The organism is Methylobacterium sp. J-059 (assembly GCF_022829485.1).
Taxonomy (GTDB): Bacteria; Pseudomonadota; Alphaproteobacteria; order Rhizobiales; family Beijerinckiaceae; genus Methylobacterium.
Genome location: NZ_JAKSYA010000069.1, coordinates 1 through 25,374, shown reverse-complemented (window position 1 = coordinate 25,374; position 25,374 = coordinate 1). Strand labels below are relative to the sequence as shown.

Sequence of the window (25,374 nt, the reverse complement as noted above, 5' to 3'; positions counted from 1 at the left end):
ACCCCCGCTCGCTGGCGAAGCCGCCGGCCTTCGGAGTGTAGCGCAGTCTGGTAGCGCACCACGTTCGGGACGTGGGGGTCGCAGGTTCAAATCCTGCCACTCCGACCAAGTTTCCCCTCTGCAACGAGCCTTCCCGAGGCGCAGAGGATTTCCCCGACCAAACATTCGACCAAACATCGGTCGCGTTCGCGCGCCCCGGCCTATGCCTCGCGGCTGGCCGGAACGTCGACGAGGCGGCGGGTGTTCGGGGCGATGATGGACGGCCAATACCCCTGTCCGGGCTGACCCGTCATGGCGTGCGTGATGAAGCCCCGCAGCCGGTCGACCTTGTCATCGAGCCTGAGGCGAAGCTGCCCGGGGCGGACGCGCTCGGCCTCCTCGGGCCGGACGACGCGACCGTCCAGCCGCTCAAGGATCGCGGCGACCTCGTCGTCGGTGGCGAGCGGCAGGGCCTCGCGGATGAAGGGCTCGATGGCGGTGGCGTCGACGGTGCGCATGGCGTGGTTCCTTGCCCGGCGCCTGGCGCCGGTGCGATGTGAGGAACCCGCTGGGGGTGCGTGAGGCTGACCGGCCGAAGCCGCTCCCCTATGCCGTCAATGTGCGCCCCGGCCCCGCACGGGACAAGGCCCGGGTGTGTGCGGTTTTCGCACAGACCCCGTCAGGCCGCCTTGCGGACCTTCCGGCCGCCCCGGCCCATCGCCTCGCGCGCCCCTTCCATGTGGTCCGTCGCGTGGTGGCCGTACCGGCTCTGGATCATTTCGACGGTCATCCCGACGTACCCGCTCAGCTCCCACAGGTCGGTCCCGGCCTGGACGCCCCAGGTGACGGCCGTGTGCCGGAGCGAGTGGCGGACCACGTCGTCGCCGAGGCCGACGTCGTGGACGAGGTTCGCGAAGGCCTTCTTGGTCGAGCCCACCGCCTTGCCCTGCCACTCGACGACGTAGCGCTGGCCGAGGACGTGGTGCCACCGCCAGAGGTGCGCGACGAGGGCGTCGGGCATCCGGACCGTGGGCTGGCGCTTGGTCTTCTTCGCCGCGGCCCCGAGCGCCTTGCGGTGGAACAGCGCGACCCGCTTCTCGGCCTGGACGTCGAACCGGCGCTCGTACTCGACGCCGTCGACGGTGACCCGCTCCACGCGGGACTCGGTCACCGTCTCGGTCTTTAGCTCCATCCACGGCTTGCCGATCTCGGGGATGAAGCTCGCCTGGCAGATCGGGCCCGAGCGGGTGCCGGTCCGGAGCGCCACCAGGATGAACCGTGCCAGGTGCCGGCTCGGCCGCCGCGGCGTGAGGTAGGTCTCGCCCTTCCGGCTGCCGCGATGGATCGTCTGGACCTCGCGCTTGTGCCAGGCGGCGCGCACCAGGCGGGCGGCCTCCGACTTCGTGAGCCACCGGTCCCGGGCCTCGGCCTTGGCCGGCAGGGTCACCCGGACGGCGTCGCGCGTGAGCCCGTCCCGGACCGCGTCGTTCACGGCGGCGCGCAGGTCCTCAAGCTCCCGCCGGGCGCCGCCCTCGCCGACCACGCGTGCCTTGGTCGGCTTCGAGTGCCCGCGCCGGGCGGGCTTGCCGTCCTTGCCGGTTCCGAGGCGCGCATGCGTCTTCCATGGCGTCCCGACGCGGGCGGTCACGTAGGCCTTGCAGGTGGCGCTGTCCACGTCGTCCAGCGTACGCTCGCCCCACCATTCGAGGAGCGTCATCACGCGCTGCGCGAGCTCCTCGTACCGGGCGACGCCGCCCTTGAGCTCGCCGGTGACCGGGTCGGGCGTGCCCTTCTTCGCGTCGAGGTATCGGGACAGGACCTCGGCGACGAGGACCTCCCCGGCCGGCCTGCCCTTGCGGACGGGCGTGGCCTCGACCGCGGCGATGGCGAGGCTGGCCTTGTAGTCCTCTAGCTGCCGGAGCGCTTCGCGTTCCGGGCCTTCGCCAAGGCCGCAGTCAGTGCTGCGGACCTGCTTGGCCCGGTGGAGGATGATCCAAACGCCACCACGCTCGATGCCGTCGGTGCCGATGCGTCCGGGGCGGTACCAGAGATAGGGCTCGCCCCTCCTTGTGACCCCGAGCTTGCGGGGTCCCTTCCGTCGCTTGACTGCCACGCGTTCCTCCACTCGCGCAGCTGCCGGCGCGACACCTCGATGAGGCGACCGCGACGGCTCACCCTGAGCTCGCCCCGCCTGATCGCGCCGCGGAGATCCGCGACGGAGTAGGCTGGGAAGCCCCACAGGCCCTGGAGCTCGGGCGCCCAGACAGCCCGGTGGAGCGCCCACGGCACGTCGTCGCCGGAAGCGGCGAGGATCGGGCGGGCGCCCTCGGAGTGGTCAAGGGCGACGTCCAGGGATGTGATCAGGGTGTAAGTCGCGGTCATTGCGTGGAGAATCGCCTAATGTTTGGTCGCTCGCAATCGGCGATGAGCACCAGGGTTAAGATCGTGGCCCTGGCGGTCCCGGCGCCCGATCAGGCTGCCTGCAGGGCGGCGTGATCGGCGAGGCGCTGGGCGAGCGTCCGGAACCGGTGGGCCTCCGGTTCCGAGGAGATGCCGTCCGCCTTCGCGGCGCACCAGGCGGCGAGCGCAACCGGATCGCAACGCAGCGTGGAGCCGTATCCTTCGTGCGGGCAGCCCTGGGACGTCCACGACCGGACCGTCCAGTAGTTCTCAGGCGCGCCGAGGATCTCGGCGATCCGCTGCAGCGGCACCGCCCCGGGGGTCGCCGGATCGATGGGGCCCACGGCGTCGGAGACGGCCTCCGCCCGCGCCATGAGGGCATCTCGCTCCTCGTCCGAGTTCACGTCGTGCATGTCGGCCAGGACGTCGATGGCGAAATCCACGCCGCCGATGCGGATGGCGTGGACGAGCCGGCTCACGTGGTCCGGCCGGGCGTCCGAGGCGACCTGCTCGGTAATGATGTCGTTCGTTTCGTTGCGGGTCATGGATCAGTCCTTCCCTGCCAGTTCGGTCCACAAGACGATGAGACGGGCGCGACCCCAGATCCGGGCGGATGCGCCCGGATCGGTGACCGCCTCGACGGCCCTGGCCGCAGCGGGGCCGTCCCCGGCGAGGAGCGCGTCCGCCAGGGCGTCCACGATCACGGACTCGGCCTGCCAGTCGTACCCGGTCATGGCGTGCCCCCGACGCGTAGGCTGGCGACGTCCGCGCTGAGGGCGAAGCTCCCCCAGGGACTGCGCTCCGTCTCGTCGACGGTGACGAGGAGCCGGGCGCGGACGCGATCCAGGACGGCTTCGCGGATGGTCCTGGGCGCCGGCGGAACGCGTGGGCTCTCCCACAGGATCTCGACGTCCCGGAAGTCGTCATGGAACGCGATGCGGCCGCTGAGCGGGGAGACGCTGAAGTCGTCGCGCTCGACGAGATCGACGCCCTGGGCGGTGACCGCGGCCACCTTCGCGCCGTGGGCGAGGAGATGGACCATCGCGCACCGGACCTCGGGGAGGGACTGGATGCGGATGGAACCGGCGGCATCGTCCGCCGGCTGCAGGGCCATCACCTTCCCGTGCAGGAGCCCGCCCGGATCAATCAGGCTGTCGCCGCGCACGGCGATGGCGGCGGTTTCATCGGCGGTCAGCCGGATTTCCTGGCCGTCCTGCAGGCCGAGGGTCATGCCGGTGCCGTTGCCCTGCGACCACATCGCGATGAGGGGGTTCGGCAGGTCCTCGAACATGCCGAAGATCGGATGGGGTGGCCGGCCGATGCGGTTCGCGCCGGGGGTGAACGTCATCCCGAAGGCGATCTGCGGGATCATCGCGAGCACGGGGCTGAGGGGAGCCTCTCTAGTGCGGATCTCGAAGCTCTCGACGTCACCGAACTGTCTCCAGGTCCGGTCCTGCCCATCGAGAATGCGGAACATGACCTGACCGGGGGCGAGCCGATAGACCGGCTCCGTCGCGCGACGTTCCTCGGCCTCACGCATCCGACGTTCGCGGGCTTCCTGGGCCTCCCGCCTCGCAGCGTCGATGGCGGCCTGCACGTCGGCCGGGACGCGGTCGTGCCGGAAGGTCCGCCCGTCTGGACCGAGGACGATATCCTTCGTCCGGCAGATCAGGTCCTTGCCGGCCGCCTTGAAGGCGGACACCAGGTGTCGGACTTGCATCGCGGCGTGCTTGCCCGGATCGTGGTTATGCGGGCCCTTGGCGCTGTCGATGTCGTTGTCTGTGATCTGGACCGTCAGGCGTGAGGCGCCCTCGGCGTCCCGCAGGGACCAGATCGCGTCGTCCGTGATTTCCTCGCCCCCGCACAGGTAACGGTAATCGCCGTCCCCGACGCAGTGGGACATGGCGGCGCCCTCGCGCTCCAGCGCCTGGCGCGTCATGAGGCGGACCCAAAACCATCCCTCGTCCGCCTCGATCCGGTCGACGGTGCCCTTCTCGCCCGCCTTGGGCAGCCCCGGGGCGGTCACTGACGCGTCCCCCGCTCGTCGGCCAGCATCAGCTCGTGGAAGACGTCGTTGGCGACCGACGTGATCTGGTCCGTCGTCATGATGACCCGCGCCTCTGCGACGGCCCGGATGTCGGCCCTGATCCAGGCGATGGCGGTCGCCCGGTCGAGCCCCTTCTCGACCGCGAGGTCGACGGCACGCGCGAGGTCGCGCGTGCCGAGCGGCGCCGCGCCCTCGATGAAGGCGATCTCGGCTACGGCGTCCTCGAACGAGAGTGCGCCATAGGGGTCGATCTGCCGGGGCGGGGCCACGGGCTCCTGGGCCGCCGGTTCGGCGGGGACGTCCGCCGCCGTCTTCATCTGATCCATCGCATCCGCCTGGGCCGCCTTGACGCGGGCGGAGACCTCTCGACGGGCGTCAAGGAAGCCGGCGAGACGCCCGGTCCCGGCCAGGCCGTAACGCCTCCACCGCGAATACAGCGCAGCGGGCGGGACACCGTAGCGGGCCGCCAGGACGACCATGGCCTCGCCGTCAGCGTGATCGGCCCGGACGGTGGCCTCGTCGGGCCACCGGAGGCGGCGCGAGGCGGTAGGGGGAATGGTCTCGGTCACGGCGGGAGCCTCTTCGGCGGGAACGGGATCGGGAAGGGGAATGGCGAGGGTGACGGCATCCTCGGCCGGAGCCGGGGCGGCGACGGGGGCGATGTCCGGGAACACGGCCTCGACGGCCGACTGGGGCAGGCCCGCGAGGGCGTCGCGCAGGGCGTCGTCGACCGGGGGGAGGATGTAGCGTCCGGTCATGGGCTGATCCGGAACCAGGGCGAGGGCCCCCACCAGGACGTCGCAGACCGCTCGGGCGTGGGCGCGCTTGGCCTCGCGCTCGGCGACGGCGGTTGCGTCGCCGGCATTGATGCGCCGTCCCAGGCATCCCTCGGCGACGCGCTCGCCGTGGCCCTTGGGCAGGTCGAGACCGCGCTTGAAGTACAGCGCCCGCGTCGCGTTTTTCCCGACGCCGAGGGCGTGATCGACGGCCGCCATCGATCCGAGGACGTGCGTCGCCTCGACCGCCACGGCCTCCAGTCCATCGAGGGCGCTCGTCCGGACGTGCGTCGCCTTCGATGCAATGCCAGTTCGGGCGCGCCCCGACCTGGCGATGGCCATCAGGGTGCGCTTCTCGCACCAGTGCCACCTCTCCTGCGCGGCCTCGACGCCTTTCGTCGAGATGATCCGGGCGACGACGGCGGGATCGGGCGTCGCGTAGATGTGCGCGTCGACCGTCTGTCCGCGCCTCACGGGCGGCCCCCGTCGATCTCGACATACGAGATGACCTTCATCAGCCCGAGGGCGACCAAGATCCTCGGGCCGGGGAGCTTGGCCCCCTTGAGCACGTCCGAGACGTACGTGTGACACGTGTCGTGCTGGTCGGCGAATGCGCGGACAGACCCCGCTTCCTCGGTTCGTTCCCGTAGCAGGGCGACAACCCGCTCCGTCTCTGGAGTGGCCATGGATGCGATCCTTCGACTTTCGAAGCAAGTATTGAGTGCGTGCACCGGCGACTCCGGGGCACCCAAACAGCCTACACGCCTCCAAATCGAAAACCATGGGGGTGCGTCACCTTGGTCATAGGCCACATGGCCTAGTCGGACGGCCCCACAGAGTGTGATCGGTACATTGTACCGGTCGTCGTCGTCTTTACCGGAGCTTGCCCATTACAGATGGGCTGTGGTTTAATCCTGTTAGCCAACAGGACTCCAGGACAGCCCCCGCCATGGTCACCCTCGCCCTCCTCCTCATCGGCCTCGCCTTCATCGCGGCGCAGGCCTACGCGGCCTCGGCCCGGCCGCTCCCCGTCGCCGAGGCCATCCCCGTTTCCGCGCTTGGCCTCGCCTGGCGCCGGGACCGGGAACTCAAGACCCGGTACGGCGACCGCGTGCTCTGGATTGGCCTCGGTGATCCGGCCATCTACAGCCGGGCGTACAACGTGGCCCGCACGGCACTCCGGGACGCCGGGTACTCGTGGACCGACGACAGGACAGAGGCCCGCGAGGGCGTCCTGACGCCGTGCTGCTGGGAGCCCATCCCCGCGGACGAAGCCGCCGCCGAGGCCGCCATCGCCGCCGCCGAGGCCGCCATCGTCGCCGAGGACGAAGGCAAGGCGCGTGTCCAGGCCTACCTGCGTGAGCGTGAGATCAAGGAGGCGGAGGCGAACGGGCCCGGCCGGCAGGCCGACCTCGATGCGCTGCGGGTCTCCCTCGACAAGCTGTTCTGGGCCTGGCCGACGAAGAAACGCCTGCTCGCCGATACGCTGCTAAAGGAGCCGCTGGGCGTCGGCGGGTACCCGACAATCGGGGGCGCCAAGGTCGCCCGGACCCTCGTCCGCCAAGTCGACGAGGCCATAGAAAAAGTGCGCGACCGCCTGGCCCGAGACCCCAGCCACGATTGGCTGGCCCGGGCCCAGGTGCCGGGTGTCCTCCAGGCGGTGCACACGGGCGTCAAGATCCTCTGTTCCTTCGACGAGGACCGCGCCTCGATCCGAAACGATGCGGGTTGGGGCAAGAGCCACACCCACGTGGGCCACGTCCTTGGCTCGCTGAAGGAGCTCTCAACCATCGAGGGCAGCCAGGCGCTGGCCGCCGTCTGGCGGCACCGGCGACAGCTTCGCCCGGAGCTCAGGGCGGAGATCTTCGGGTCGGCGGAGGCCTGATCGTGGCTGAGCAATTGTCCTTCATGGATGCCGTCGACGCGGCCCTGACGACCGGGTTCCCCTGCGGGTCATGGTGGTGGCCCGCCTGGAAGGCGGGCGACCCGCTCCCCCCTGGCTGGCGCCCGCCCGTCCCCGGGGCGGACAACCCGAAGCCGAGGCTCCCGGCGGAGGCTTCGCCTGGGGATGCCTGCCAGAGTGACGAGATCGACATGGAGGTCGCCAAGGCCGTCGACGCGTGGCGGCCGGATGGGATGGCGAACCCGCTCATCGGCATCCACGAAACCCGTCGGTTGGCATGCGGCGCGGCCTGGGCGCGCCTTGAGGCGTGGGACGGTGGGCTGTGCCAAGCGACCGTGCGGGACGGCCTCATCGAGTGGACGCGCGTCCCGGGGGCTGGGGCACTCGTCCCGCTGGAGGGACGGTGGACGCGCGGCCCCGCCGAGGAGGCCTGGGACGAGGAGGCGCAGGACTGGAAGCCGGCGACGGCGGACGCGGATGTCAGGGACGAGCCGGAGGTCGATCCGTTCGACGGCACGCGGCCCGTCCGGCTTGCCTCCCCCGAGTACATAGAGGAGCTCTTCAGCAGGCAGGCGTCCGTCATAGCCTCCCGGGATGCGCTATGGGGACCGATGGACGCCCTGGTCGAGGCCGGGCTGGCGACGATGCGGCAGACGGGACAGCGGGGGACGACAACGGGCCGGTGCTACGTCGACCTGGCGCCCTCGGCGTCCGAGGCGCTGACGCTGTTCTACAATTCGAGGGCGGGGTATCCGCGCGACGTGAGCCTGAGACTGGCGCCCGGCGCAGATCCCGACAGCGAGATCGTCCGGAAGGTCGAGGCGATCCTGGGCGTCACCGCGCTGCCAGCGGGAAATCCGCGACCGCCGACCGGGGGTGCAGGGTAATTACGACTTCGTGGCCGAGGAAGTGGGCGACGGCGAAAAGCCTGTCCCATCCTCAGCGCGTGAGATTGCCTGCCCGGAGCTCGCCCCGGGTCGTCGGGTCCCGCATTCCCTCGGGGTGGAGCAGCCGGCACGGCTTGGCCGACGGGATGGCGCTTCGGACGTCGTGACAGAAATTTATGACGTCACCGCGGAAGGCCCCGGCGAGTTGCGCGGCGAGGCCGTCCTGGGCCTTGGCCGCGTCGACCCGTCCCCGGGGCGCGTCGTGGCGGGAAACCAGTTCATCGCCCCGGACGCCGTGGAGGGGGCGGGCACCCATAATCGCGGCTGCGAGGGTCGCACTGGCCACCTCTTCGTTCTGACAATGTTGTGATTCAGATCTGCAGCCGTCTGGATCACTAATCTCCACCTGAACTGCATGCTTTGCGGCGAGACGCCCGGCGAGGATGTCGCTTGCGACCTTGAAGTCGTCCGTCGACCGCATGGTCTGGGTGGCGATGGCCTGGACCTTCGCGAGCAGGTTCTTGAAGCGATGGCTGACCTCGCGTGTCCAGAGCTGTTGCTGCTCCTCCGCCGCGATCCGGGCCAGTTCGGCGCGCCCTCGCTCCGCCGCGGCTCGCGCGAAGACGATGTCCCGCTCCGTCCAATCGCGCGGATCGGCATCGTGGAGGCACAGGACGCCAACGAGGCGTCCCTCGGCCATCGCGGGCACGTCGAGAAGCGAGGCGATGCCGTAGAGGCCGAGTTCCATCGCCTTCGACGCCGTCCGGGAGTCCGCGCGGACGTCGGGGATGACCACGGTCTCGCCGCGGCTCAGGTCTTCGGCGTAGGTGCCGTAATTCGCGAAGCGATGGCGCCCGACGACGCTGCGCTGTCCGGGACGCGTCCAATCACGCTCGAACACGATGGCCCCTGCCGACGGGTCGACGATTCCGTAAGCGGCCCGCGACAGGGCGAGGGCACGCCCGGCCATCTCGGCGGCCCGGGCGCCGACCTCCGTGGGGTCGGCGATGCCCCGCAGGCGTTCTATTCAGGGCCACGAGCCCGGCCTGGCGCTCCACATCCCGCTTCGTCTCCGTATGGTCGCGGGATACGACCAACAGGCGGTCCGGCCGCCCGTCCGAACCGGCGATGGGGGTGACCATCACATGCCAATACTTGGATATGCCGGGCCTCGTGTCGGCCCACCCCTCGAAGCGAGCGGGGGTCCCCGCCCTCGCCGTCGACACCGCCTGACGGGCCTTTGCCCCGGCGGACCCCGTCCATGACCGATGCCAGGAGGATCCGGCGATGGCACCGAAGTCGTCGATCCCCATCAGGCTCATGCCCGGTTCGTTCATGAAGACGAGGTTGCCTTCGAGGTCGAGCACCATGATGCAATCGGGAGACGCCGCGAGGACGCCCTGGATGAGCGCCTCGCTCGGCCGGAGCCGCAACGCGGTCTCCTTCTCGGCAAGCGAGGCGCGACGGGCCTCGAACAGGCTTATGACCCGATCGCCCAAGGCGGTCAGGATCTCCGCCTGTGAAAGCGTGGGGCCGGTCTCGCGAGGCTCGCGGTCGATGACGCACAGCGTTCCGAGCCCATGGCCGGAAGCGGTACGCAGGGGCTCCGCCGCATAGAAGCGCATCGCAGAGGGGCCCGTGACGGCGGGGTTCGCCATCGTGCGCGCATCCCGGGTCAGGTCGGGTATGACGAACAGGGTGGGCTCGGGCAGGGCATGGACGCAGATCGACCGGTCCAGCGGCGTCTCCATCTCGTCGAGGCCGACGCGTGCCTTGAACCACTGCCGCTTGGATGTGACGAGGGTGATCATGCCGATGGGCGTGCCGCAGAGCTTGGTCGCCAGGCGCACGATGCCGTCGAAGGCCTCCTCGCCGGGCGTATCGAGGATGCCGTACCGGACCATCGTGGCGAGGCGCTCTGTATCATCGACGCCGTTCCCTCCCGGGGTGTGTCCAATGCACTCGCCGTTCATGTCCCGGCAGCAACCATCCCCGGCCGGGGGACTCATGGCCTGAACGCCGAGGATGAAGCGCCGCCAGCCTCAGGTCGAGATGGCAATGGACGCCGTCGGGACCGAGGGCCAACGTGACGCCGCCATCGAGTTGCCGCATGAGCGCATTCTCCAGGAAGCGGCGCCCGAACCCCCTGCGGGTCGGTATCCCGCGCATCCGGTCGTGCCGCTCGACCCAGTCGAGGTGAAGGCACGGGCCTCGCCCGTCGCCAGAATCCGCCGTCTCCCAGGTGACGGAGAGGTGACCGTCGATCCCGGCCAACGCCCCGACGGTCAGCGCGTTCAGGGTCAGTTCGTTGAAGGCGAGCCCGAGCGACACCGTCGCCTCCGGTCCGAGCCGCACCGTCGGTCCCGTCATCCCGATGCGGTCGGGTTCGGCGAAAGGCGCCGGGTTGCGCGTGATGAGGTCGCGAAGCTCGACCCCCTTCCATTGCCCCCTCTCCAGCAGGTCATGGGCGCGCGACAACGCGACCAGCCGCGTCTCGAAGAAATGCTTGAACGCGACCGGGTCGGGCGAACTGCGCAGGGTCTGGCTGACGAGCGATTGAACGGTCATCAGGGTGATCTTCACCCGATGGTTCAGCTCGTCCTTGAGCCGCCGCTGCTGCCGCTCGGCCGCCCGGCGGTCGGAGATGTCGCGTGCGATCTTGGAGGCGCCAATGACCCTGCCGTTGCCGTCCCTTATCGGCGAGACGCGCAGGAGGATGTCGACGACGTGCCCGTCCTTGTGCCGGCGCTGGATCTTATAGGCCTCGACGCGGTCGCCGTGGCGGATGCGGTCGAGGATGTCGGGGTGACCTCGAAGGCGGTGGAAGCCCAGAAGGCGCGTGCCTGCTGCAGGTGGGGATCAACAGCCGCGCGCACATCGTCCATTTCGCCATCCTCCAGGGATGGCTGCAGGGCGAGATCACCCCTCGCTAGTAGTCCAAATCTGACGCTTGGTGCCCACCAGCGAAGTCGGTAACGGGTGGGAAGCGGGAGTTGGCCACTTGCCTCGAAGCGGACGTTCCGTCTGCGACCCAAATAGGTCACCCCTCGCCCATCGAAAGCTACTCGAAAACAGTCATTTCGGGTCGAGCCAACGAACTTTCGCGCGGTTCAGTCCAGGCTGCCGAACCCCACGGTTTCCCGGGTCCAGGCAATCGCCTGCTCGCTCATGCTGATGCCGAGACCGGGCTGCGTCGGCACAATCATCCGACCGTCCTTCAACTCTAGACGCTCGTTAAACAACGGCTCCAACCACTCGAAGTGCTCGACCCAGGGCTCACGTTGCATCGCTGCGGCGAGATGGATGTGCAGTTCCATCGCGAAGTGCGGTGCGATAGTCAGACCAGCGAATTCAGCGAGCGTGGCGATCTTGAGGAACGGCGTGATACCGCCGACCCGGGGGGCATCCGGCATCAGGAAGTCCGCTCCGTTCTGCCGGATGAAGTCCCAGTGCTCGGAGACGCTGGTGAGCATTTCGCCGGTGGCGATCGGCGTGTCGAGCGCAGCCGCAAGCGCTGCGTGCCCGGCGGCGTCGTAGCAATCCAGTGGCTCCTCGATCCAGATCAGGTTGAACCGCTCGAAGATGCGGCCCATCCGCATGGCGGTCGGCCGGTCCCATTGCTGGTTGGCGTCGACCATCATTGGGAAGGCATCGCCAAGGTGCTCGCGCACCCGCGAAACGCGCGCGATGTCGAGGGCCCAGTCCGGCTGGCCGACTTTGAGCTTGATGCCGCCGATGCCCTTCTCACGGGAACGGTCGGTGTTGACCAGCAGCTCGTCCAGCGGCGTGTGAAGGAAGCCACCGGAGGTGTTGTAGCAACGAACTGCCTCGCGTTGCGCACCGAGCAGTTTGGCCAGCGACAAGCCGGCCCGCTTCCCCTTCAGGTCCCATAGTGCCACGTCGAAGGCGCCGATAGCCTGAACGGCAAGGCCGCTGCGGCCGACCGAGGCGCCCGCCCAGGCGAGCTTGTCCCAAGCCTTGCCGATGTCGCTCGGATCCTCACCGATGAGCGCTGGCGCAATCTCGCAGGCATGGGCGAACTGTCCCGGTCCGCCGGCCCGCTTGGAATAGCTGATGCCGAGGCCGCGATGTCCCGCGCTTGTCTCGATCTCGCAGAACAGGATCGCGATCTCGGTCATTGGCTTCTGGCGCCCGGTGAGCACCTTGGCGTCGCTGATTGGGGTCTTAAGCGGCAGGTAGACCGAGCGCAGGCGGATCCCAGTGACGGTCTCGTTCATGTTCTTCTCCGGCGTTCAGTCATTGTCGGTAGCCGACACGTTTGGGCGCTTAGGCCTGCGCGGTATGGAGAGATGCCGGCCGGACCAATGGCCTGTCCGTGGCTTGCTCATCTTCTCCGATCTCAAGCCGCTTCAGTGGCCCGACGACGACGAGGTAGGATAGGGCACCGATCAGCGCGACCGTGCCGATGTAAACGAGCGCCAGGTCGAAGGAGCCCATCTCCTTGACGATGATGCCGATGGCCAGCGGCGTGACAATGCTGGCGAGGTTGCCGCACAGATTGAAGATGCCCCCGCTGACACCCATGATCTGCTTTGGCGACACATCGCCGACGATGCACCAGCCGAGATTGCCGATGCCCTTGGCGAAGAAGGCGATGCTCATCACAGCGATCACGAACACGTCGGACTGGACGTAGTTCGCAAGCACGATTGTGCTGGAGAACATCAGGCCAAGGATGATCGGGAGCTTGCGCGCGACGGTCAGGCTGAACCCGCGCCGCAGCAACCAGTCCGACCAGAGGCCACCGGCCAGCCCACCGAGGAACCCGCAGATCGCCGGGATCGCGGCTACGAGGCCGACCTTGAGGATCGACATGCCGCGCGCTTCGAGCAGGTAGGTCGGAAACCACGTCAGAAAGAACCACGTAATCGTCGTCAGGCAGAACTGCCCGATGTAGATGCCGATCATCATGCGGTTGCCAATCAGCGCCTTCACCTCGGACCACCGGATCCGATCGCGCTTGTCCCCCATGTTCGGCAGGCCACCGCCCGCCTCGATGTAGTCGAGTTCGGCTTGGTTTACGCCTTTGTGGTGACGCGGCTCCTGTACGTAGACGAGCCAGATGATGCCGAGGACGATGCCCACGCCGCCGGCCCAGAAGAAGATCGCCTGCCAGCTATGGGCGTGCAGGATCCACGTCATGATCGGCGTGAACACGGCGAGCGCGAAATACTGGGCCGACTGGAAGATCGAGGTCGCGAAGGCCCGTTCCTTGGTCGGGAACCACATCACGGTCAGCCGGCTGTTGGCAGGAAAGGCCGGCGCCTCGGCGATGCCCATGAGGAAGCGCAGGGCGAAGAGCGCGACGAACGTGAAGGTGACGAGGTGCACGAGCCCCTGCATCATCGTGAGGGCCGACCATAGGATCAGGCCTGTCCCGTAGACCAGACGGGCGCCGTACTTGTCGAGCACCCAGCCGCCGGGGATCTGAAGGGCCGTGTACGCCCAGCCGAACGCCGAGAAGGCCAAACCCATCGTGATGGCGTCGAAGCCGAACTCAGTTCGCATGGCGGAGGCGGCCACGGACAAGGTGGCTCGATCGACATAATTAAACGTTGTCGCCAGAAAGATCAGCGCTAGAATGACATACCTGATCTTGGTACTGTGCAGACCCTGCCTCTCTTGAGACATGACTTTCCTCCAGAAAGGCTGAGCCATTCTCGCAGGAACTAACTACCAGCGGTGGCTGTTTGCCGAACCCCATTCATGCGGCGGCAAGATAATGCCGTCCAACTCAATTGCTGGATCGATCGATACCGAACTTGCATCGATGTCTCGTGAGGCAACTTGGCTGGCGCAGTACGAACGTCTGCCCTGGCCCTTAATGCGCGAGTAGCAGACAAGCTGCTTTCCACCCGACACGGACGTAGATCATCCTCACCAAGGTGCCGCGAAGCGGACCTTCTGAGGTTCTGCGAAGGGTCGAAAGCGGACGGGGACGGTGTTCTGGAAATGGTACGCCTTTCTCAGACTGGCGCTTGCGACCGCTCTCAACCCAAATAAATCACCACCGATAGATTCCCGCCCCTGGGCCGATGTCCCCTGTCGCGCCACATCAACGGCCGAAGTTAAGGGAGTAGTATCATCGTGGCAATTCAAGCACGAACGGGAGGCCTGTCCCCGGCCCAGGCCGCGGTACTTGCGATCGGCGCCGTCACGGCGGCGCTTTTGATTGGACGGCGCGCGAGCCCGACGCCTGAACACCCTCGAACGCAGCGGTGGTATCGTCGTCTCGACAAGCCGAACTACGCGCCGCCGTCCTTTGTCTATCCGGTCGCTTGGACCGGCATCCAGGCGTCGCTCGCCTATGGCGGCTACCGGCTACTGCGTGCCGAGGGGTCGCCCGAGCGGACGACAGCCTTGGCGTTTTGGGCTGCGAACCAAGTCGGCATCGCGGGCTGGAGTGAGGTGTTCTTCGGTCATCGCTCGACGGGATGGGGCGCCGTCGCCTCGGCCGCGCTGGGCGCAAGTGCAGTTGGCTACGTGGCTGCGGCCAGTCAGGCCGACAAGACCGCCGGTAAGCTCGGCACCCCGCTGGTCGCGTGGGTGTCATTCGCGACGCTGCTCGCCGAGGAGATCTGGCGGAAAAACGACTAAGCCGTGTTCCGTATGTGCGTGTTACGCGAATGACCGGTCGAAGATAGCCTCGGACATCGACCATACGTCCCGAAGCGGCCGTTCCGCCTCCGACCCGAGCCGGTCGCAGAACTCAATTTAAGCCGAGCCCGAAAGCGGTCCTTCGACTCACCCCAGTTCAAGCCGCTTTCGCCCATGACGGCCATCCACAGCGTACACCTATCGTCCTGAAAGCAGACCTCGCTCGTTGTGCTGGCAGGCGGTGTGATGGAGGAACTTCGCCTCCACCCCCTGCTTTCCAAACCGAGCGCGCAACGTTCGGCATCGGGACGACCTAAATGCCGCGGGTAGACGATTTTCCGTCGTTGCCCCGATCCACACCGCAGCCCTCGAAGACACGGGACAAGCGATGAAATTCTACTGGGGACCGCACACCTGCGCGATCGGCATTCACATCCTGCTGGAGGAGATCGGCAAGCCCTATGAGAGCGTGAAGATGGATGTCGCCGGCGGCGAGGCCGGAAGAGAGCCGTTCAAGACGATCAACCCGAAGGGCAAGGTCCCCGCCCTCGTGCTTGCCGACGGGACGATCATGACCGAGTACGGCGCGATCGCCACATGGCTGGCTCGCACCAACCCGGACAAGGCGCTGATCCCCGCCGACCCGGAAGCGGAGCGTCGGGGCATCGAGGTCATGGACTACGCCATCGGTACGCTGCATCTGCAGGGGTTCGGACGGCTGTTCAAGACAGCGAACTACGAGCCGCAGGACATGCTGCACCAGACGCTCAAGCTCGGGCAGACCTCGGTGAAGGAACAGGGTCGCGCGATCATCGACGAGGCTCTAGCTATCCTTGATCGGCAGATGGCATCCCGCCCTTACGTCGCGGGCGATGCGTTCACGATCGGCGACAGCGCGTTGTTCTACGCGACACGCTGGGCGCCGCAGGAGGGCATCGCACTCCCACCCAACCTCGCCGGGCATTACAAGCGCATGATCGCACGGCCGGCCGTGACGCGGGTGCGCAGGATCTGGGGCGAGAAGTGATACAGCGGCACCTTTCAGCCGGCTGTTTGAGTGGCGGCCGTCTGTTTATCGAATTTGTGGCCCGATAACGGACCGACCGTAAAACACCCGATCCGGTCGTGCAGCGGGCGCACCGGTCCCGACCCAACCCAGCTGCCGTTCGGCCCCCATCAGTAATCGCCCACCCCCTCGAACAGTCCGCGGAAGTGGCTTCGATCGGCTCGACGAAACCCATCATCATTAGCCCAGGGATTTCCTGATCGCTGTTGGCATAGCGGCGTAGTCCGCCCGCAGCGTCAGCCGGTAATGTTAGCTCGGCCGCAGCTTACCCTTCATCCTCTCTAACCCTTACAACGCCTTCGGCTTCCGGGGCCGGATACCGATCTGATCAGCTATAATCCCGCTATGTAAAGCATAACGAGGCCGGCGGCGGTATCGACGGTCCGGTGTCCCACCTCATGCCCTGATCGCGCTGGTAGACCACAATATCAGCGCCTAGCTAGCTGGTGCTTCTGCCGACATCTCGCGTAGCGTAGCCAAGCGCAAGCGTTCAACCGCCCCGGAGGGACTGCTGGGCAGGGGCGGCCTCGAAGGCGCAAGCACCTATCGAGTGCATCCCGCGCGGTGCCTCTCAAATTGCTGTAAGGCGCGTTCAGGGCGCCGCCAGAACTAAATCCGGCGAGGCGCCAATCACCCATCCTATCAAAATTCTCATCCTCAGAAAATTTTATCCCCCCTCTATGACCAATCTAGAGTCATATTCATCATTTGATCATTGATGAAACTCATTTGATTGGGTGATTTTTTTAAGGAATTGTTCTTGGAACTCAGCTTATATAAGCGGGTGCCCCTGCCTATTCGTTCGGAGTTCGCCTGTGCGCCTGTTCGTCACTCCCTTACGTGCGCTTTTCGATATTATCGATCGTTCAAATGCCCGTATCACGTTCGCTCCTGACGGCAAGATTTTGGATGCCAATGACAATTTTCTTGGTCTCGTTGGCTATACATTGGTCGAGCTGAAGGGACAGAACCACCGGAACCTCGTCCCTCCTGCGGAGCGCGATGCACCGGCCTATCATGCGTTCTGGGATGCTTTGTGTCGGGGCGAGGTGCAGACCCGCGAGTTCAAGCGCGTTGCCAAGGACGGTCGCGACGTGTGGATCCAGGCGACCTACAATCCAATTCTTGATCGCGCCGACCGCGTCCGCAAGATTGTGAAGTTTGCTACCGATATCACGGCCGAAGTCCAGCGTGCGATCGACCAGGAAGGCCAACTTGCCGCTCTGAACCGCTCGCAGGCGGTCATTGAGTTTGCCCTCGACGGCACTGTCCTGACCGCAAATCTGAACTTTCTAGGTACGCTAGGCTACCAACTCCATGAGATCCGTGGGCAGCATCACAGCCTGTTCGTCGATGCCAACGAGCGGAAGGAGGAGGCCTATCGCAGCTTCTGGGCTGATCTTAGTCAGGGCAAGTTCAAATCAGGTGAGTTCCGGCGGATCGCCAAGGACGGTCATGAAGTCTGGATCCAGGCGACCTACAATCCGATCAGCGACCGAGATGGCATCCCGTTCAAGGTGGTGAAGTTCGCTACCGATATCACGGCACAGGTTCACGAGCGACAGCGTCGAGCCAGAGCGCAGCACGCGATCGGCGCTGCCCTCGATGCGATCGGCCATGCAGTAGAGAATGTCACTCGTCAAACGGTCGACGCAGCAGGCACGGTGGGGCAGGTCTCGAACGACATCCAGTCTGTCGCCTCTGGCGCTGAGGAGCTGTCGGCGTCGGTTGGCGAGATCAGTCAGCAGGTAAGCCATGCTGCACGAATGGCTGGACAGGCGGTTGAGCAAACACAGCGCACGGGCAGCATCGTTGCTGGCTTGAGCGACCAGGCGGCGCAGATTGGCGATGTCGTGACCCTGATCCAGGGCATCGCGGCCCAGACCAACCTGCTAGCACTGAACGCCACCATCGAGGCGGCTCGCGCCGGCATGGCGGGCAAAAGCTTCGCCGTGGTTGCCTCCGAGGTGAAGGCGCTAGCCGAGCAGACGGCCAAGGCGACCGACCAGATCCGTGGGCAGATTGTAGCGACCCAGACCGCTGCGCGCGAGGCGGTCAATGCCATCGGCTCGATCCAGGCGACAATCCGCTCGCTCGATGAGGTCTCAGGTGCCATCGCCGCTGCGGTCGAGGAACAATCCGCGGTGACTCGGGAGATGTCAGGCAGCATGCAAACGGCCGCGCATGGGGTAACGACGATTGCCAGCGGCATGGAGGACATCGCCCGAGCGAGCGAGCAGGTCGATCAAGCGACCCGCAAGGTACGCCAAGCTTCCCAGGCCGCGGCCTGAGGCCATCTCGATACGCCGGAATCAGGTGAGCGCGACTATCATTCCTCTCAAGCGTCAGTCCAAGCCGCCGGTGATGAACCTCCGCTCCGACAGGGTCGAGAAGGTGCTGGCAGCGGATCTACACCCTGCCACCTTTCGACATGGCACTCGACGTAGCGCTGGGGGCGTCCGCTGCTTTCGCCAAACCACACGACAAGCCAGAGGCGAGAGTGGCCGAGACCCGCGCGGCAGCCCTTCCCGCACTGAGAGCAGTGATTGAGCACATACGTACCGCCGAGCCTAGCGAGGACACCCGCGCCCTCGGGCTCGGGTGGTAGGCAAGATGCTACGGTGATGCGGAGAGTGTGACACGCCAATCATCAAATGAGAGCGCCTACCCCGGAGCATCCTGGCAAGATCCCTGCTCACGGGGCGGTACAGGACGATCAATATGGCGCTGAGTGGTCCCCCCCCGGCCGCGTGCCGGCACATGGACATGTTGATCGATCTGCTGAGCAAATTTCCGACCGGGCAAAGTGACCAAGCGGTTCGGGCGATGATCGAGCAGTTAGATATGCTGGAGTACGAAGCGCGGTGGCAGGGGGCCAGTCCCGTAACCCTCTCTGCCATCCAGGGGGCGAAAGTTCTCCTGGACGTTTCCGAACTGCAGCCTCGCCGCATGCGTGCGTTGTCATCTCCACATGATCGACGACGCATCATAGGCGCGAAGCATTGAGGCGCCCCGGTACGGCCGACCACGACATCAGGGCGCATGACCGACATATTACATCCCCCGCTACGGCTAGAGCTCGACCGTCTTCTCCGCTTCAGGGTCGCTGGAGCCATTCCTGTTCGAATTGAGTCGCGGGTAGCGGTGAGGCGCGCAGTCTGATTCGGTGGGGCGCTTTCGAAGGAGAGCGCGATGCCCTCATCTATATCAGGTGTCGGACTGCAAGGCGGGAGCGCAACTTTTCAAGCGCTCGCCGGCCTGTCAGCTCATGCTGGCCGGCAAGAGCTACGACAGCGACGCCATCCGCCGTCAGATCGGGGCAACAGGGGTAGCGCCCAACCAAGGAGCGCATAATAACACCTGACTATGAAGCAGATGCGTCCAGGAGAAAACCGCTCAGCTTAAGATCGAGCCGTATAATTACGAGGCCCTCCTGATCTTTGACCTCCATATGCCACGGCTCTCCGCTTAGCATCTGCTCTGCCTTGGCCTTAATGAGATCCCCGGCGAAACGAAATGCCTCAACACCGGCGGCTCGCATGTTCAAGAATTCAACACCCTCATCGTCCGAGCTATGATCGTCGTCATAGACGTGAAAATAATACCGAAGCATTCAACACTCCGCACAATCAGGCGGAAGCGATTTTTCGCCTACGTTCGCCAGAACCTACCAGTATCAGATTGAGAGGAAGGAAAATACATCAAAAGTGTGATTTATCGACCATCGCCGAACATTCAGCTCCTAATCGAAGAATTTTTGAATGCTGATAGGATAGATCAGAGGGTAAAATTTATGCGCTATGGGTTATTAAGTCATCAAATGATGAAATCCTGAAGGTTTTTTTTGGTATACGGTCCCGATATCCATATATAAGTCGAGACGTGATGCAGCATGCACTGACCCGAAAGCTGGAATGCTTCGAGGCCCTGTCGGATGAAGATCGACAGGCCCTGGAGGGTCTGGTGCCACGCATCCGGCAGGTCGGTGCACGAGTCGATTTGATCCAAGAGGGTGACGAACCAGAGAACGTTCATCTAATCCTCGACGGCCTCGCTTGCCGCTACAAGGTGCTGCCGGATGGCAAACGCCAGATTATGGCCCTGATGGTCCCAGGGGATTTCTGCAATCTGAATGTGTTCATCCTCGATCAGATGGACCACAACATCGGCACGATCTCCGCGTGCCAGGTCGTCGACATACCGCGTCGGGCAGTCGACGAGATCACTGGGTCTCACCCCCAGATAACTCGGGCCTTCTGGTGGTGCGCCCTCGTCGATGAGGCGGTGCTGCGCGAGTGGTTGGTCAATCTTGGTGGCCGTACACCGGACCAGCGTCTCGCTCATCTCCTCTGCGAACTGCTGGTCCGGCTCGATGCTGTTGGGAAGGTCACGAACGACAGCTACGCCTTCCCGTTCACGCAGGTGGAGCTTGCGGATGCGATGGGCCTCTCTGCCGTTCACGTGCACCGCACGTTGCGAGAGCTTCGTGATCTCGGCCTGATTACGATCAAACAGCGCGTTCTGACGATCCACGATGTCGAGAGACTGAAGGCGTTCTGCCGGTTCACGCCGAACTATCTCCATCTCAAGAACACCCGTTGGGGTGCACGCCGGAGCGAGCCATGGCTGAATCAGCTCCGCGGAGGTTAGACATGGATGCGCGAGACAACGTCGAGACGTTGCTCGTGCTGCAGCCGATCATGGTCGATACTAGCAGCCCAGATTGCGAAGGGCGACTGGTCCTAGCCAACGGCTTGCTGATCGTGGTGTTGGTGCGCCTCGATACCCCGGGCCACGAAATGGGCAAGGGCTGGTTCGTCGAGGCGGCCTTCGGACGGCTTTTCGGGATCTCAGCGCCGATCTTCGCCACGCTGGAGGAGGCAACGCGATGGCTGCGACAGCACCAAAAAGCGTGACCGAACTCGGGACGTTGCAGAGCTTACTTCGCTCGGATGACACGAGGCCGTTCCCGCAAAGGCCACGCGCAGCTATGAACGCGCTCATTCAGAAGCTCGAACACGCATGCGATCTTGATGAGGCCGACAGAGTCGCGCTCCAGTCACTCTTGGACACGACTTGGCAGGTCGAGGCAGACTACGATCTCAGCCGTGAGGGGGACCGCCCTGAGGCTGTGCTGCTCATGGTGGAAGGCCTCGCGTATCGCTACAAAATCCTGCCCGATGGCAAGCGCCAGATCCTGGGCCTGCTGCTACCGGGTGATTTCTGCGACCTCCATGTGACGATCCTGGCGCAGCGCGATCACAGCATCGGCACTTTCACCCCCTGCGAGGTGGCGTCGATCCCTCGCGCGAAGATCCTCGACCTGATCACAACCAGCGCTCATATCGCCAACGCCTTCTGGTGGGCCACCCTCGTGGACGAGGGGATCATGCGGGAGTGGATGACCAGCATGGGCCAGCGTTCAGCGATCAAGATGGTAGCGCACTTCTTCTGCGAATTGCTGATCCGCATGCAAACTATCGGTCGTGCCACGGCGAGCAACTACGAGCTTCGGATGACGCAAAACGAACTCGCTGACGTGTTCGGAATTACAGTCGTGCATCTCAACCGCATGCTGCGCGATTTGTGTGACCAAGATTTGATCATGCTGAAACGCGGCCAAGTAGACATCCCAGATGTCGCGCGCCTAGAAGCCTTCTGCGACTTCAATCAGAATTATCTTCACTTAAGCTCTCGGGGTACTCTTTAATATATTTTCGTGTCTAGTATTGAAACACAAAGCCCATTTTAGGTGTCATCATATTATGACATCTTTAATGCGAAACTTGGCACGAAAGCATTTGGTCTATAATTTTGTTTAATCATGATCGAATATCTTAGATTTTACACCAAATCGATCGCTAATGCTCGGTGCATAATTCTTAATGCTCTTCTTATAGATTTGTCGCAAAATGAGATTGGCGAACTGGCCACACTTATGAAGCTGTGGCCCGCGATCGAAAATGCTTGGGCACGTCTGTGTGCTTTAGGGGTGGTGCGCCAAGAAGCGGACCGATCGAGCTACTATAGATAGGACGACAAGCGCACGGTCGGTCCGGCTTGGTTAGCCAATAATACGCTCAAGTTATTCGATATTGAGCTGAATATTATCAGTTTACTTATGTCTGCTTGCTTCAAACCGTGGTTCTCGGCCGACGCGCTAATCGCCAAGACGACCTCTTGCTCGGCCGTCGGCACGACAATTGCCCACACCGTAGTGTGCCGCGAACGCATCCGCTGCCATCGGCCGTCCGAAGAGATAGCCTTGAGCTTCCTGACATCCCTTGGCCAGCAAGCGGCGGCGCTGCTCGTCGGTCTCAATCCCCTCGGCGATCACTTCCAAGTTGAAGCTGCGGCTTAACTCGATGACTGCCCGCACGACTGCTGCATCCTGCGGGTCTTCGCACAGCCCGTTGACGAAGCTGCGATCGATCTTGAGGCGTGTCAGAGGGAATCTTTTGAGCAGGCTGAGCGAGGCGTATCCCGTGCCATAATCATCGAAGGCGATCCCAACATCCAACCTGCGCAAGTCCCGTAGCGCAGTGACCACACCCGGATCGTTTCGTAGGATGATCGTCTCGGTAATTTCCAATTCCAGTGCGCTCGCTGGCAGGCCGGTTTCGGTGAGCACTGAAGCGACGCGTTCGACAAGATCCCCGCGGCGGAACTGGGCTACGCATAAATTCACCCCGATCCGGAACGATGGTAGACCGCCGTCGCGCCACGCCCGAGCTTGGGCGCAGGCGGTGCGCAGTACCCAATCACCGATCCGAGCAGCGTCTGGCCCCTCGTCAAGGACGGTTAGGAACGCGGCTGGCGCCAGCAAGCCCAACTCGGGGTGTTGCCACCGGATCAAGGCCTCGGCACCTGTGAGTGCGCCGTCGGAGAGGCGTACCTGGGGCTGGTAGTGCAGCACGAACTCACCGCGCTCGACCGCTCTGCGCAATCCGTCGCGACAGGCTCGATCGCGCTGGGCGGCCTCGCGCATATCGGGCGTGAAGAGGCGGCAGCGTCCGCGTCCGTCCGCCTTGGCGCGGTACAGGGCAGCATCGGCGCAGATCACCAGATCCTCCTCACGCGCGCCGTGGGCCGGGCTGAGCGCGACGCCGACGCTAGCGCCAACTCGTAGGACCAAGCCCTCGATATCGTACGGCTCGGAGAGCGCAGCGATCGCCGCCTCAGCCGTGCCGACAGCCGCAAACGGGTCGCCGATGCCCGGCAGCACAACAGCGAACTCGTCTCCGCCGAACCGAGCTGCGATACTGTCAGGACTAACGCTAATGCGTAGGCGCCGGGCGGCGGTCTGCAACACGGCATCCCCGACGCCATGGCCGTGTGCATCGTTGATTTCTTTAAACCCGTCGAGGTCGATCATCAGGACGGCAGCCGCGCGCCCGCCCGAAATCGCCGCCTCGATCCGACCGCGCAGGACGGCACGGTTCGGCAACTCGGTCAGCGGGTCAAGGTGCGCAAGACGGAACAGGCGGTCTTCTACGGCACGGCGCTGTCGCACATCACGGACGATCGCGCCGAAGGCGGCCTTTCCGTCCTCGTGCCACGTCGACAGCGACAACTCGATCGGGAACTCATCCCCGTTCCGATGGCAGGCAATCAGTTCGACGGTGCGGCCGCTCAGACCGCCGTCGGATCTCGCCATCCGACGTAGGTCGCCCTCGTTACCTCCGCGCATCCTCTCGGGTAAAATCAGGGCAACGGGCCGGCCCAATGCCTCAGGTACCGTATATCCAAACAGACGCTCGGCCGCCGCGCTCCAGACGGTGATCTGCCCGCAGCTATCCGCGCAGATGATTGCATCGGGCGAGGTCGATGCCATGTGCTCGAACCGAGCTTGCAGGGCACAGCGGGCAACCTCGAGTCTGCGCAGCTCTAGCCGATCGAGCGCAAGGCGGGCGAGGTCGGACAGGGTGCGCCGGTCGGCCTCGGTAAAGACGGTGCGTGCCTCGGGGCTGGCGAGACAGAGCGTACCAATGGCATGGCCGTCGGCGGTTCGTAGCGGTGCTCCCGCATAGAAGCGGATGAACGGATCGCCGGTAACAAGTGGATTGTCTTGAAAGCGCGGATCACGCGAAGCATCCAGCACCACAAGGACGCCGTCCTGCGCGATGGTCTGGTCGCAAAACGCGATGTCCCGGGCGGTCTCGCACAAGCCGATGCCAACTTTGGCATGGAACACCTGCCGATCCTTGTCGACGAGCGAAACGAAGGCAGCAGGCGCGTCGAGCAAGCGCGCAACAATTTCTACAATGTGGGTGAGTGCGGGATCAGGGGACGCGCTAAGCCAGTCGTGCGCAGCCAGTGCGGCGAGCGCCCGCAGGCGGCCTTCCTCGTCGAGCGAGGCAAAGGAATCGGACACCGTCTAACTCCGCGATCGGGGGATGGAGGATCAGGATCACGATACCGGGCGGTCGAGCACATCGGGCGTGTCGGCGGCACGGTAGGCACTGGCTAGGTCGGCGAAGCGCTCGAAATCGGCGAGTAGCGCGCGGAACTCAGGATAGTCGGACGATGACAGGAAAGTACCCGCTAGGCAGTCATCGAGTCGATCGAGTTCGGCGCGCAGGGCTTCGACAAGGGATCCAAGCGAGAGGCCGAGCGCGCGGATATGTGACCGGCGCGAGCCGAGGTCGGCTCCGCTGGCGAAGGCTTGCGCCAGGACGGTCGTCAGACGCTCTGCGCCCTCGCGACTCAGCTGCCCAGTGAAGGGGAGGATCTCGGCCATTGCTATCTTATGCGGCTCGGACGGTGACGAGTAAGTGCCCAACCTCGGCGGTGAGGGTCATCACCTGGGGGGATCGCTCCGGAGCCGTGGCCAGCACCTCGCTCGCAGCCACCCCCGTCCAGGTATCAGAGAAAGCCTCGTACAACCCATGCTGCTTGGCCGGGGATATCGGTGGTTCAAAGGCCTTGCGTATGGTCGCTAGCTTGGCATGGGGGACAGTGAGCTGCGCCTCATTCTCAGCAAGCCGAGAGGTGATATTAGAGCAGGTGCGGTAACTCAGCTGCTTGATCCTGACCTCAGGCGCCGCGCCCTTACTCTCGTTGATTGCAGTAAGCGAAGGGAGCCAGCTGGTTGCGACCCGCGTGACGCCGTGACGAAAATCGGCGGTCTTGTGGATAAATAGAGCACTTTGACTCACGCAGATCAGAGCGAGAAGGCTAAAGGCGGCGGGCAGTGCAACCTTGAGGGAGAGGTCCGAGCGCATGCAGCAAAGCTCTGTTCGTGAAGGGGCTGGTCGGCTTGACGTCGCGATACGACGTGCCCGAGCTATGTGCGCGTGTGACAATACCATGGGACGACGCTTATTGTTCGGGCAGGGCATCGGTCTGGAAAGGCTATCTCTGGTGCGTAAAGTGAAATCTAGACATCTAATAAAGTCTTAAATTATAAACTTTTATCGTATCGATGCGAAATCATCAAAAGATAAATTGGTGCGTCCCAGCGATAGATCCGCTGGTGACTGTCCATAAAAGGAATGGAACTGGATCTTCGTTGCTAAGCGCCGCGGCAAAACGTCCAAATCCCGTAGGGTGGGACTTAGAGCGCCTAACAGAACCGCCTGATTTGGTTGAGGGTGATGAGACTGGCGGCGAGGTTGGTGAAGGCCTCGTAGATGTCGGCGCGGCGCTCGTAGCGTACGGGCAGGCGTCGGAAACGGTTGAACCAGGCATGGGTGCGC

25 protein-coding genes, 1 tRNA gene and 2 pseudogenes are annotated in these 25,374 nt (G+C 64.6%); 11 read left to right on the top strand and 17 right to left on the bottom strand.

The window, feature by feature from the left end:
- Positions 1–31 precede the first annotated feature (31 nt).
- Positions 32–108 (top strand) — tRNA-Pro (locus MKK55_RS07835).
- A 92-nt stretch (positions 109–200) separates the two neighbouring features.
- On the opposite strand, the gene MKK55_RS07830 is transcribed toward MKK55_RS07835, so the two are convergent.
- From MKK55_RS07830 to MKK55_RS07800, 7 genes are all read right to left on the bottom strand, one after another.
- Complete coding sequence (locus MKK55_RS07830) at positions 201–497, bottom strand: hypothetical protein (RefSeq protein ID WP_243934076.1); 297 nt, start codon at positions 495–497, stop codon at positions 201–203.
- Between the two features lie 161 nt (positions 498–658).
- Positions 659–2,092 carry a hypothetical protein gene (locus MKK55_RS07825; RefSeq protein WP_243934075.1) on the bottom strand — a complete coding sequence of 478 codons (1,434 nt, stop codon included), beginning with the start codon at positions 2,090–2,092 and terminating at the stop codon, positions 659–661.
- Positions 2,093–2,450: 358 nt separating this feature from the next.
- Complete coding sequence (locus MKK55_RS07820; RefSeq protein WP_243934074.1) at positions 2,451–2,924, bottom strand: hypothetical protein; 474 nt, start codon at positions 2,922–2,924, stop codon at positions 2,451–2,453.
- 3 nt (positions 2,925–2,927) lie between these two features.
- On the bottom strand, positions 2,928–3,113 hold the full coding sequence (locus MKK55_RS07815) for a hypothetical protein (RefSeq protein ID WP_243934073.1): 186 nt from the start codon (positions 3,111–3,113) through the stop codon (positions 2,928–2,930).
- The gene (locus MKK55_RS07810) at positions 3,110–4,318 is read right to left on the bottom strand and encodes a hypothetical protein (RefSeq protein ID WP_243934072.1); all 1,209 of its coding nucleotides are present in this window, start codon (positions 4,316–4,318) and stop codon (positions 3,110–3,112) included. Before MKK55_RS07810 ends, MKK55_RS07815 begins: the two co-directional genes overlap by 4 nt.
- An 83-nt stretch (positions 4,319–4,401) precedes the next feature.
- Positions 4,402–5,676 (bottom strand): hypothetical protein, encoded by a 1,275-nt coding sequence (locus MKK55_RS07805; protein WP_243934071.1) that lies wholly within the window; start codon positions 5,674–5,676, stop codon positions 4,402–4,404.
- Complete coding sequence (locus tag MKK55_RS07800; RefSeq protein WP_243934070.1) at positions 5,673–5,888, bottom strand: hypothetical protein; 216 nt, start codon at positions 5,886–5,888, stop codon at positions 5,673–5,675. The genes MKK55_RS07805 and MKK55_RS07800 overlap by 4 nt, the downstream gene beginning before the upstream one ends.
- Before the next feature lie 263 nt (positions 5,889–6,151).
- Here MKK55_RS07800 and MKK55_RS07795 point away from each other — a divergent pair, with 263 nt between their 5' ends.
- The gene (locus MKK55_RS07795) at positions 6,152–7,087 is read left to right on the top strand and encodes a hypothetical protein (RefSeq protein WP_243934069.1); all 936 of its coding nucleotides are present in this window, start codon (positions 6,152–6,154) and stop codon (positions 7,085–7,087) included.
- Between the two features lie 209 nt (positions 7,088–7,296).
- The gene (locus MKK55_RS07790) at positions 7,297–7,992 is read left to right on the top strand and encodes a hypothetical protein (protein WP_243934067.1); all 696 of its coding nucleotides are present in this window, start codon (positions 7,297–7,299) and stop codon (positions 7,990–7,992) included.
- A 52-nt stretch (positions 7,993–8,044) separates the two neighbouring features.
- Here the strand turns inward: MKK55_RS07790 and MKK55_RS07785 are convergent, their stop codons facing one another.
- The 5 genes from MKK55_RS07785 to MKK55_RS07765 form a co-directional block, all read right to left on the bottom strand.
- Positions 8,045–8,962, bottom strand: a complete 918-nt coding sequence (locus MKK55_RS07785; protein WP_243934065.1) for a GAF domain-containing protein — start codon at positions 8,960–8,962, stop codon at positions 8,045–8,047.
- Complete coding sequence (locus MKK55_RS07780; RefSeq protein ID WP_243934063.1) at positions 8,880–9,896, bottom strand: PAS domain-containing protein; 1,017 nt, start codon at positions 9,894–9,896, stop codon at positions 8,880–8,882. Before MKK55_RS07780 ends, MKK55_RS07785 begins: the two co-directional genes overlap by 83 nt.
- A 19-nt stretch (positions 9,897–9,915) precedes the next feature.
- Positions 9,916–10,779 carry a sensor histidine kinase gene (locus tag MKK55_RS07775; RefSeq protein ID WP_409566034.1) on the bottom strand — a complete coding sequence of 288 codons (864 nt, stop codon included), beginning with the start codon at positions 10,777–10,779 and terminating at the stop codon, positions 9,916–9,918.
- Positions 10,780–11,102: 323 nt separating this feature from the next.
- Complete coding sequence (locus MKK55_RS07770) at positions 11,103–12,230, bottom strand: L-talarate/galactarate dehydratase (RefSeq protein ID WP_243934059.1); 1,128 nt, start codon at positions 12,228–12,230, stop codon at positions 11,103–11,105.
- A gap of 49 nt (positions 12,231–12,279) precedes the next feature.
- Positions 12,280–13,644: an MFS transporter gene (locus MKK55_RS07765; RefSeq protein ID WP_243934057.1), complete on the bottom strand. Its 1,365-nt coding sequence runs from the start codon at positions 13,642–13,644 to the stop codon at positions 12,280–12,282.
- 456 nt (positions 13,645–14,100) lie between these two features.
- On the opposite strand from MKK55_RS07765, the gene MKK55_RS07760 reads away from it, so the two are divergent.
- From MKK55_RS07760 to MKK55_RS07740, 5 genes and pseudogenes are all read left to right on the top strand, one after another.
- Positions 14,101–14,610: a TspO/MBR family protein gene (locus MKK55_RS07760; protein WP_243934055.1), complete on the top strand. Its 510-nt coding sequence runs from the start codon at positions 14,101–14,103 to the stop codon at positions 14,608–14,610.
- A gap of 388 nt (positions 14,611–14,998) precedes the next feature.
- Positions 14,999–15,637: a glutathione S-transferase family protein gene (locus MKK55_RS07755; RefSeq protein ID WP_243934053.1), complete on the top strand. Its 639-nt coding sequence runs from the start codon at positions 14,999–15,001 to the stop codon at positions 15,635–15,637.
- A gap of 854 nt (positions 15,638–16,491) precedes the next feature.
- The gene (locus MKK55_RS07750; RefSeq protein ID WP_243934051.1) at positions 16,492–17,967 is read left to right on the top strand and encodes a PAS domain S-box protein; all 1,476 of its coding nucleotides are present in this window, start codon (positions 16,492–16,494) and stop codon (positions 17,965–17,967) included.
- A gap of 469 nt (positions 17,968–18,436) precedes the next feature.
- Positions 18,437–18,682, top strand: coding sequence for a hypothetical protein (locus MKK55_RS07745; RefSeq protein ID WP_243934049.1), 246 nt, complete (start codon positions 18,437–18,439; stop codon positions 18,680–18,682).
- Positions 18,683–18,884: 202 nt separating this feature from the next.
- Positions 18,885–19,016 (top strand): annotated as a pseudogene (locus MKK55_RS07740) (IS5/IS1182 family transposase); the annotation flags it as partial.
- A gap of 24 nt (positions 19,017–19,040) precedes the next feature.
- On the opposite strand, the gene MKK55_RS07735 reads toward MKK55_RS07740, so the two are convergent.
- Positions 19,041–19,289, bottom strand: a complete 249-nt coding sequence (locus MKK55_RS07735; RefSeq protein WP_243934047.1) for a DUF6894 family protein — start codon at positions 19,287–19,289, stop codon at positions 19,041–19,043.
- A 272-nt stretch (positions 19,290–19,561) separates the two neighbouring features.
- Here MKK55_RS07735 and MKK55_RS07730 point away from each other — a divergent pair, with 272 nt between their 5' ends.
- The 3 genes from MKK55_RS07730 to MKK55_RS07720 are packed head-to-tail and all read left to right on the top strand — an operon-like array spanning position 19,562 to position 21,386.
- Positions 19,562–20,326, top strand: coding sequence for a Crp/Fnr family transcriptional regulator (locus MKK55_RS07730; RefSeq protein ID WP_243932269.1), 765 nt, complete (start codon positions 19,562–19,564; stop codon positions 20,324–20,326).
- Between the two features lie 2 nt (positions 20,327–20,328).
- Positions 20,329–20,592, top strand: a complete 264-nt coding sequence (locus MKK55_RS07725) for a hypothetical protein (protein WP_243934046.1) — start codon at positions 20,329–20,331, stop codon at positions 20,590–20,592.
- Positions 20,565–21,386, top strand: coding sequence for a Crp/Fnr family transcriptional regulator (locus MKK55_RS07720; protein WP_243934045.1), 822 nt, complete (start codon positions 20,565–20,567; stop codon positions 21,384–21,386). Before MKK55_RS07725 ends, MKK55_RS07720 begins: the two co-directional genes overlap by 28 nt.
- Positions 21,387–21,836: 450 nt before the next feature.
- Here the strand turns inward: MKK55_RS07720 and MKK55_RS07715 are convergent, their stop codons facing one another.
- The 4 genes and pseudogenes from MKK55_RS07715 to MKK55_RS07700 form a co-directional block, all read right to left on the bottom strand.
- Positions 21,837–24,050, bottom strand: coding sequence for a putative bifunctional diguanylate cyclase/phosphodiesterase (locus tag MKK55_RS07715; protein WP_243934044.1), 2,214 nt, complete (start codon positions 24,048–24,050; stop codon positions 21,837–21,839).
- Positions 24,051–24,086: 36 nt separating this feature from the next.
- A complete protein-coding gene (locus MKK55_RS07710) occupies positions 24,087–24,416 on the bottom strand; it encodes a hypothetical protein (RefSeq protein WP_243934043.1) in 330 nt (109 codons plus the stop codon).
- Between the two features lie 7 nt (positions 24,417–24,423).
- A complete protein-coding gene (locus MKK55_RS07705; protein WP_243934042.1) occupies positions 24,424–24,900 on the bottom strand; it encodes a hypothetical protein in 477 nt (158 codons plus the stop codon).
- 341 nt (positions 24,901–25,241) lie between these two features.
- Positions 25,242–25,374, bottom strand: a pseudogene (locus MKK55_RS07700) (IS5/IS1182 family transposase); the annotation flags it as partial.

Excerpts from the sequence above, each read along its gene's own strand:
- MKK55_RS07830 (WP_243934076.1), bottom strand. The coding sequence starts at position 497 with ATGCGCACCGTCGACGCCACCGCCATCGAGCCCTTCATCCGCGAGGCC.
- MKK55_RS07820 (WP_243934074.1), bottom strand. The coding sequence starts at position 2,924 with ATGACCCGCAACGAAACGAACGACATCATTACCGAGCAGGTCGCCTCG.
- MKK55_RS07815 (WP_243934073.1), bottom strand. The coding sequence starts at position 3,113 with ATGACCGGGTACGACTGGCAGGCCGAGTCCGTGATCGTGGACGCCCTG.
- MKK55_RS07810 (WP_243934072.1), bottom strand. The coding sequence starts at position 4,318 with ATGACGCGCCAGGCGCTGGAGCGCGAGGGCGCCGCCATGTCCCACTGC.
- MKK55_RS07800 (WP_243934070.1), bottom strand. The coding sequence starts at position 5,888 with ATGGCCACTCCAGAGACGGAGCGGGTTGTCGCCCTGCTACGGGAACGA.
- MKK55_RS07795 (WP_243934069.1), top strand. The coding sequence starts at position 6,152 with ATGGTCACCCTCGCCCTCCTCCTCATCGGCCTCGCCTTCATCGCGGCG.
- MKK55_RS07790 (WP_243934067.1), top strand. The coding sequence starts at position 7,297 with ATGGAGGTCGCCAAGGCCGTCGACGCGTGGCGGCCGGATGGGATGGCG.
- MKK55_RS07785 (WP_243934065.1), bottom strand. The coding sequence starts at position 8,962 with ATGGCCGGGCGTGCCCTCGCCCTGTCGCGGGCCGCTTACGGAATCGTC.
- MKK55_RS07780 (WP_243934063.1), bottom strand. The coding sequence starts at position 9,896 with ATGGTCCGGTACGGCATCCTCGATACGCCCGGCGAGGAGGCCTTCGAC.
- MKK55_RS07770 (WP_243934059.1), bottom strand. The coding sequence starts at position 12,230 with ATGAACGAGACCGTCACTGGGATCCGCCTGCGCTCGGTCTACCTGCCG.
- MKK55_RS07765 (WP_243934057.1), bottom strand. The coding sequence starts at position 13,644 with ATGTCTCAAGAGAGGCAGGGTCTGCACAGTACCAAGATCAGGTATGTC.
- MKK55_RS07755 (WP_243934053.1), top strand. The coding sequence starts at position 14,999 with ATGAAATTCTACTGGGGACCGCACACCTGCGCGATCGGCATTCACATC.
- MKK55_RS07745 (WP_243934049.1), top strand. The coding sequence starts at position 18,437 with ATGGACATGTTGATCGATCTGCTGAGCAAATTTCCGACCGGGCAAAGT.
- MKK55_RS07735 (WP_243934047.1), bottom strand. The coding sequence starts at position 19,289 with ATGCTTCGGTATTATTTTCACGTCTATGACGACGATCATAGCTCGGAC.
- MKK55_RS07730 (WP_243932269.1), top strand. The coding sequence starts at position 19,562 with ATGCAGCATGCACTGACCCGAAAGCTGGAATGCTTCGAGGCCCTGTCG.
- MKK55_RS07725 (WP_243934046.1), top strand. The coding sequence starts at position 20,329 with ATGGATGCGCGAGACAACGTCGAGACGTTGCTCGTGCTGCAGCCGATC.
- MKK55_RS07720 (WP_243934045.1), top strand. The coding sequence starts at position 20,565 with ATGGCTGCGACAGCACCAAAAAGCGTGACCGAACTCGGGACGTTGCAG.
- MKK55_RS07710 (WP_243934043.1), bottom strand. The coding sequence starts at position 24,416 with ATGGCCGAGATCCTCCCCTTCACTGGGCAGCTGAGTCGCGAGGGCGCA.
- MKK55_RS07705 (WP_243934042.1), bottom strand. The coding sequence starts at position 24,900 with ATGCGCTCGGACCTCTCCCTCAAGGTTGCACTGCCCGCCGCCTTTAGC.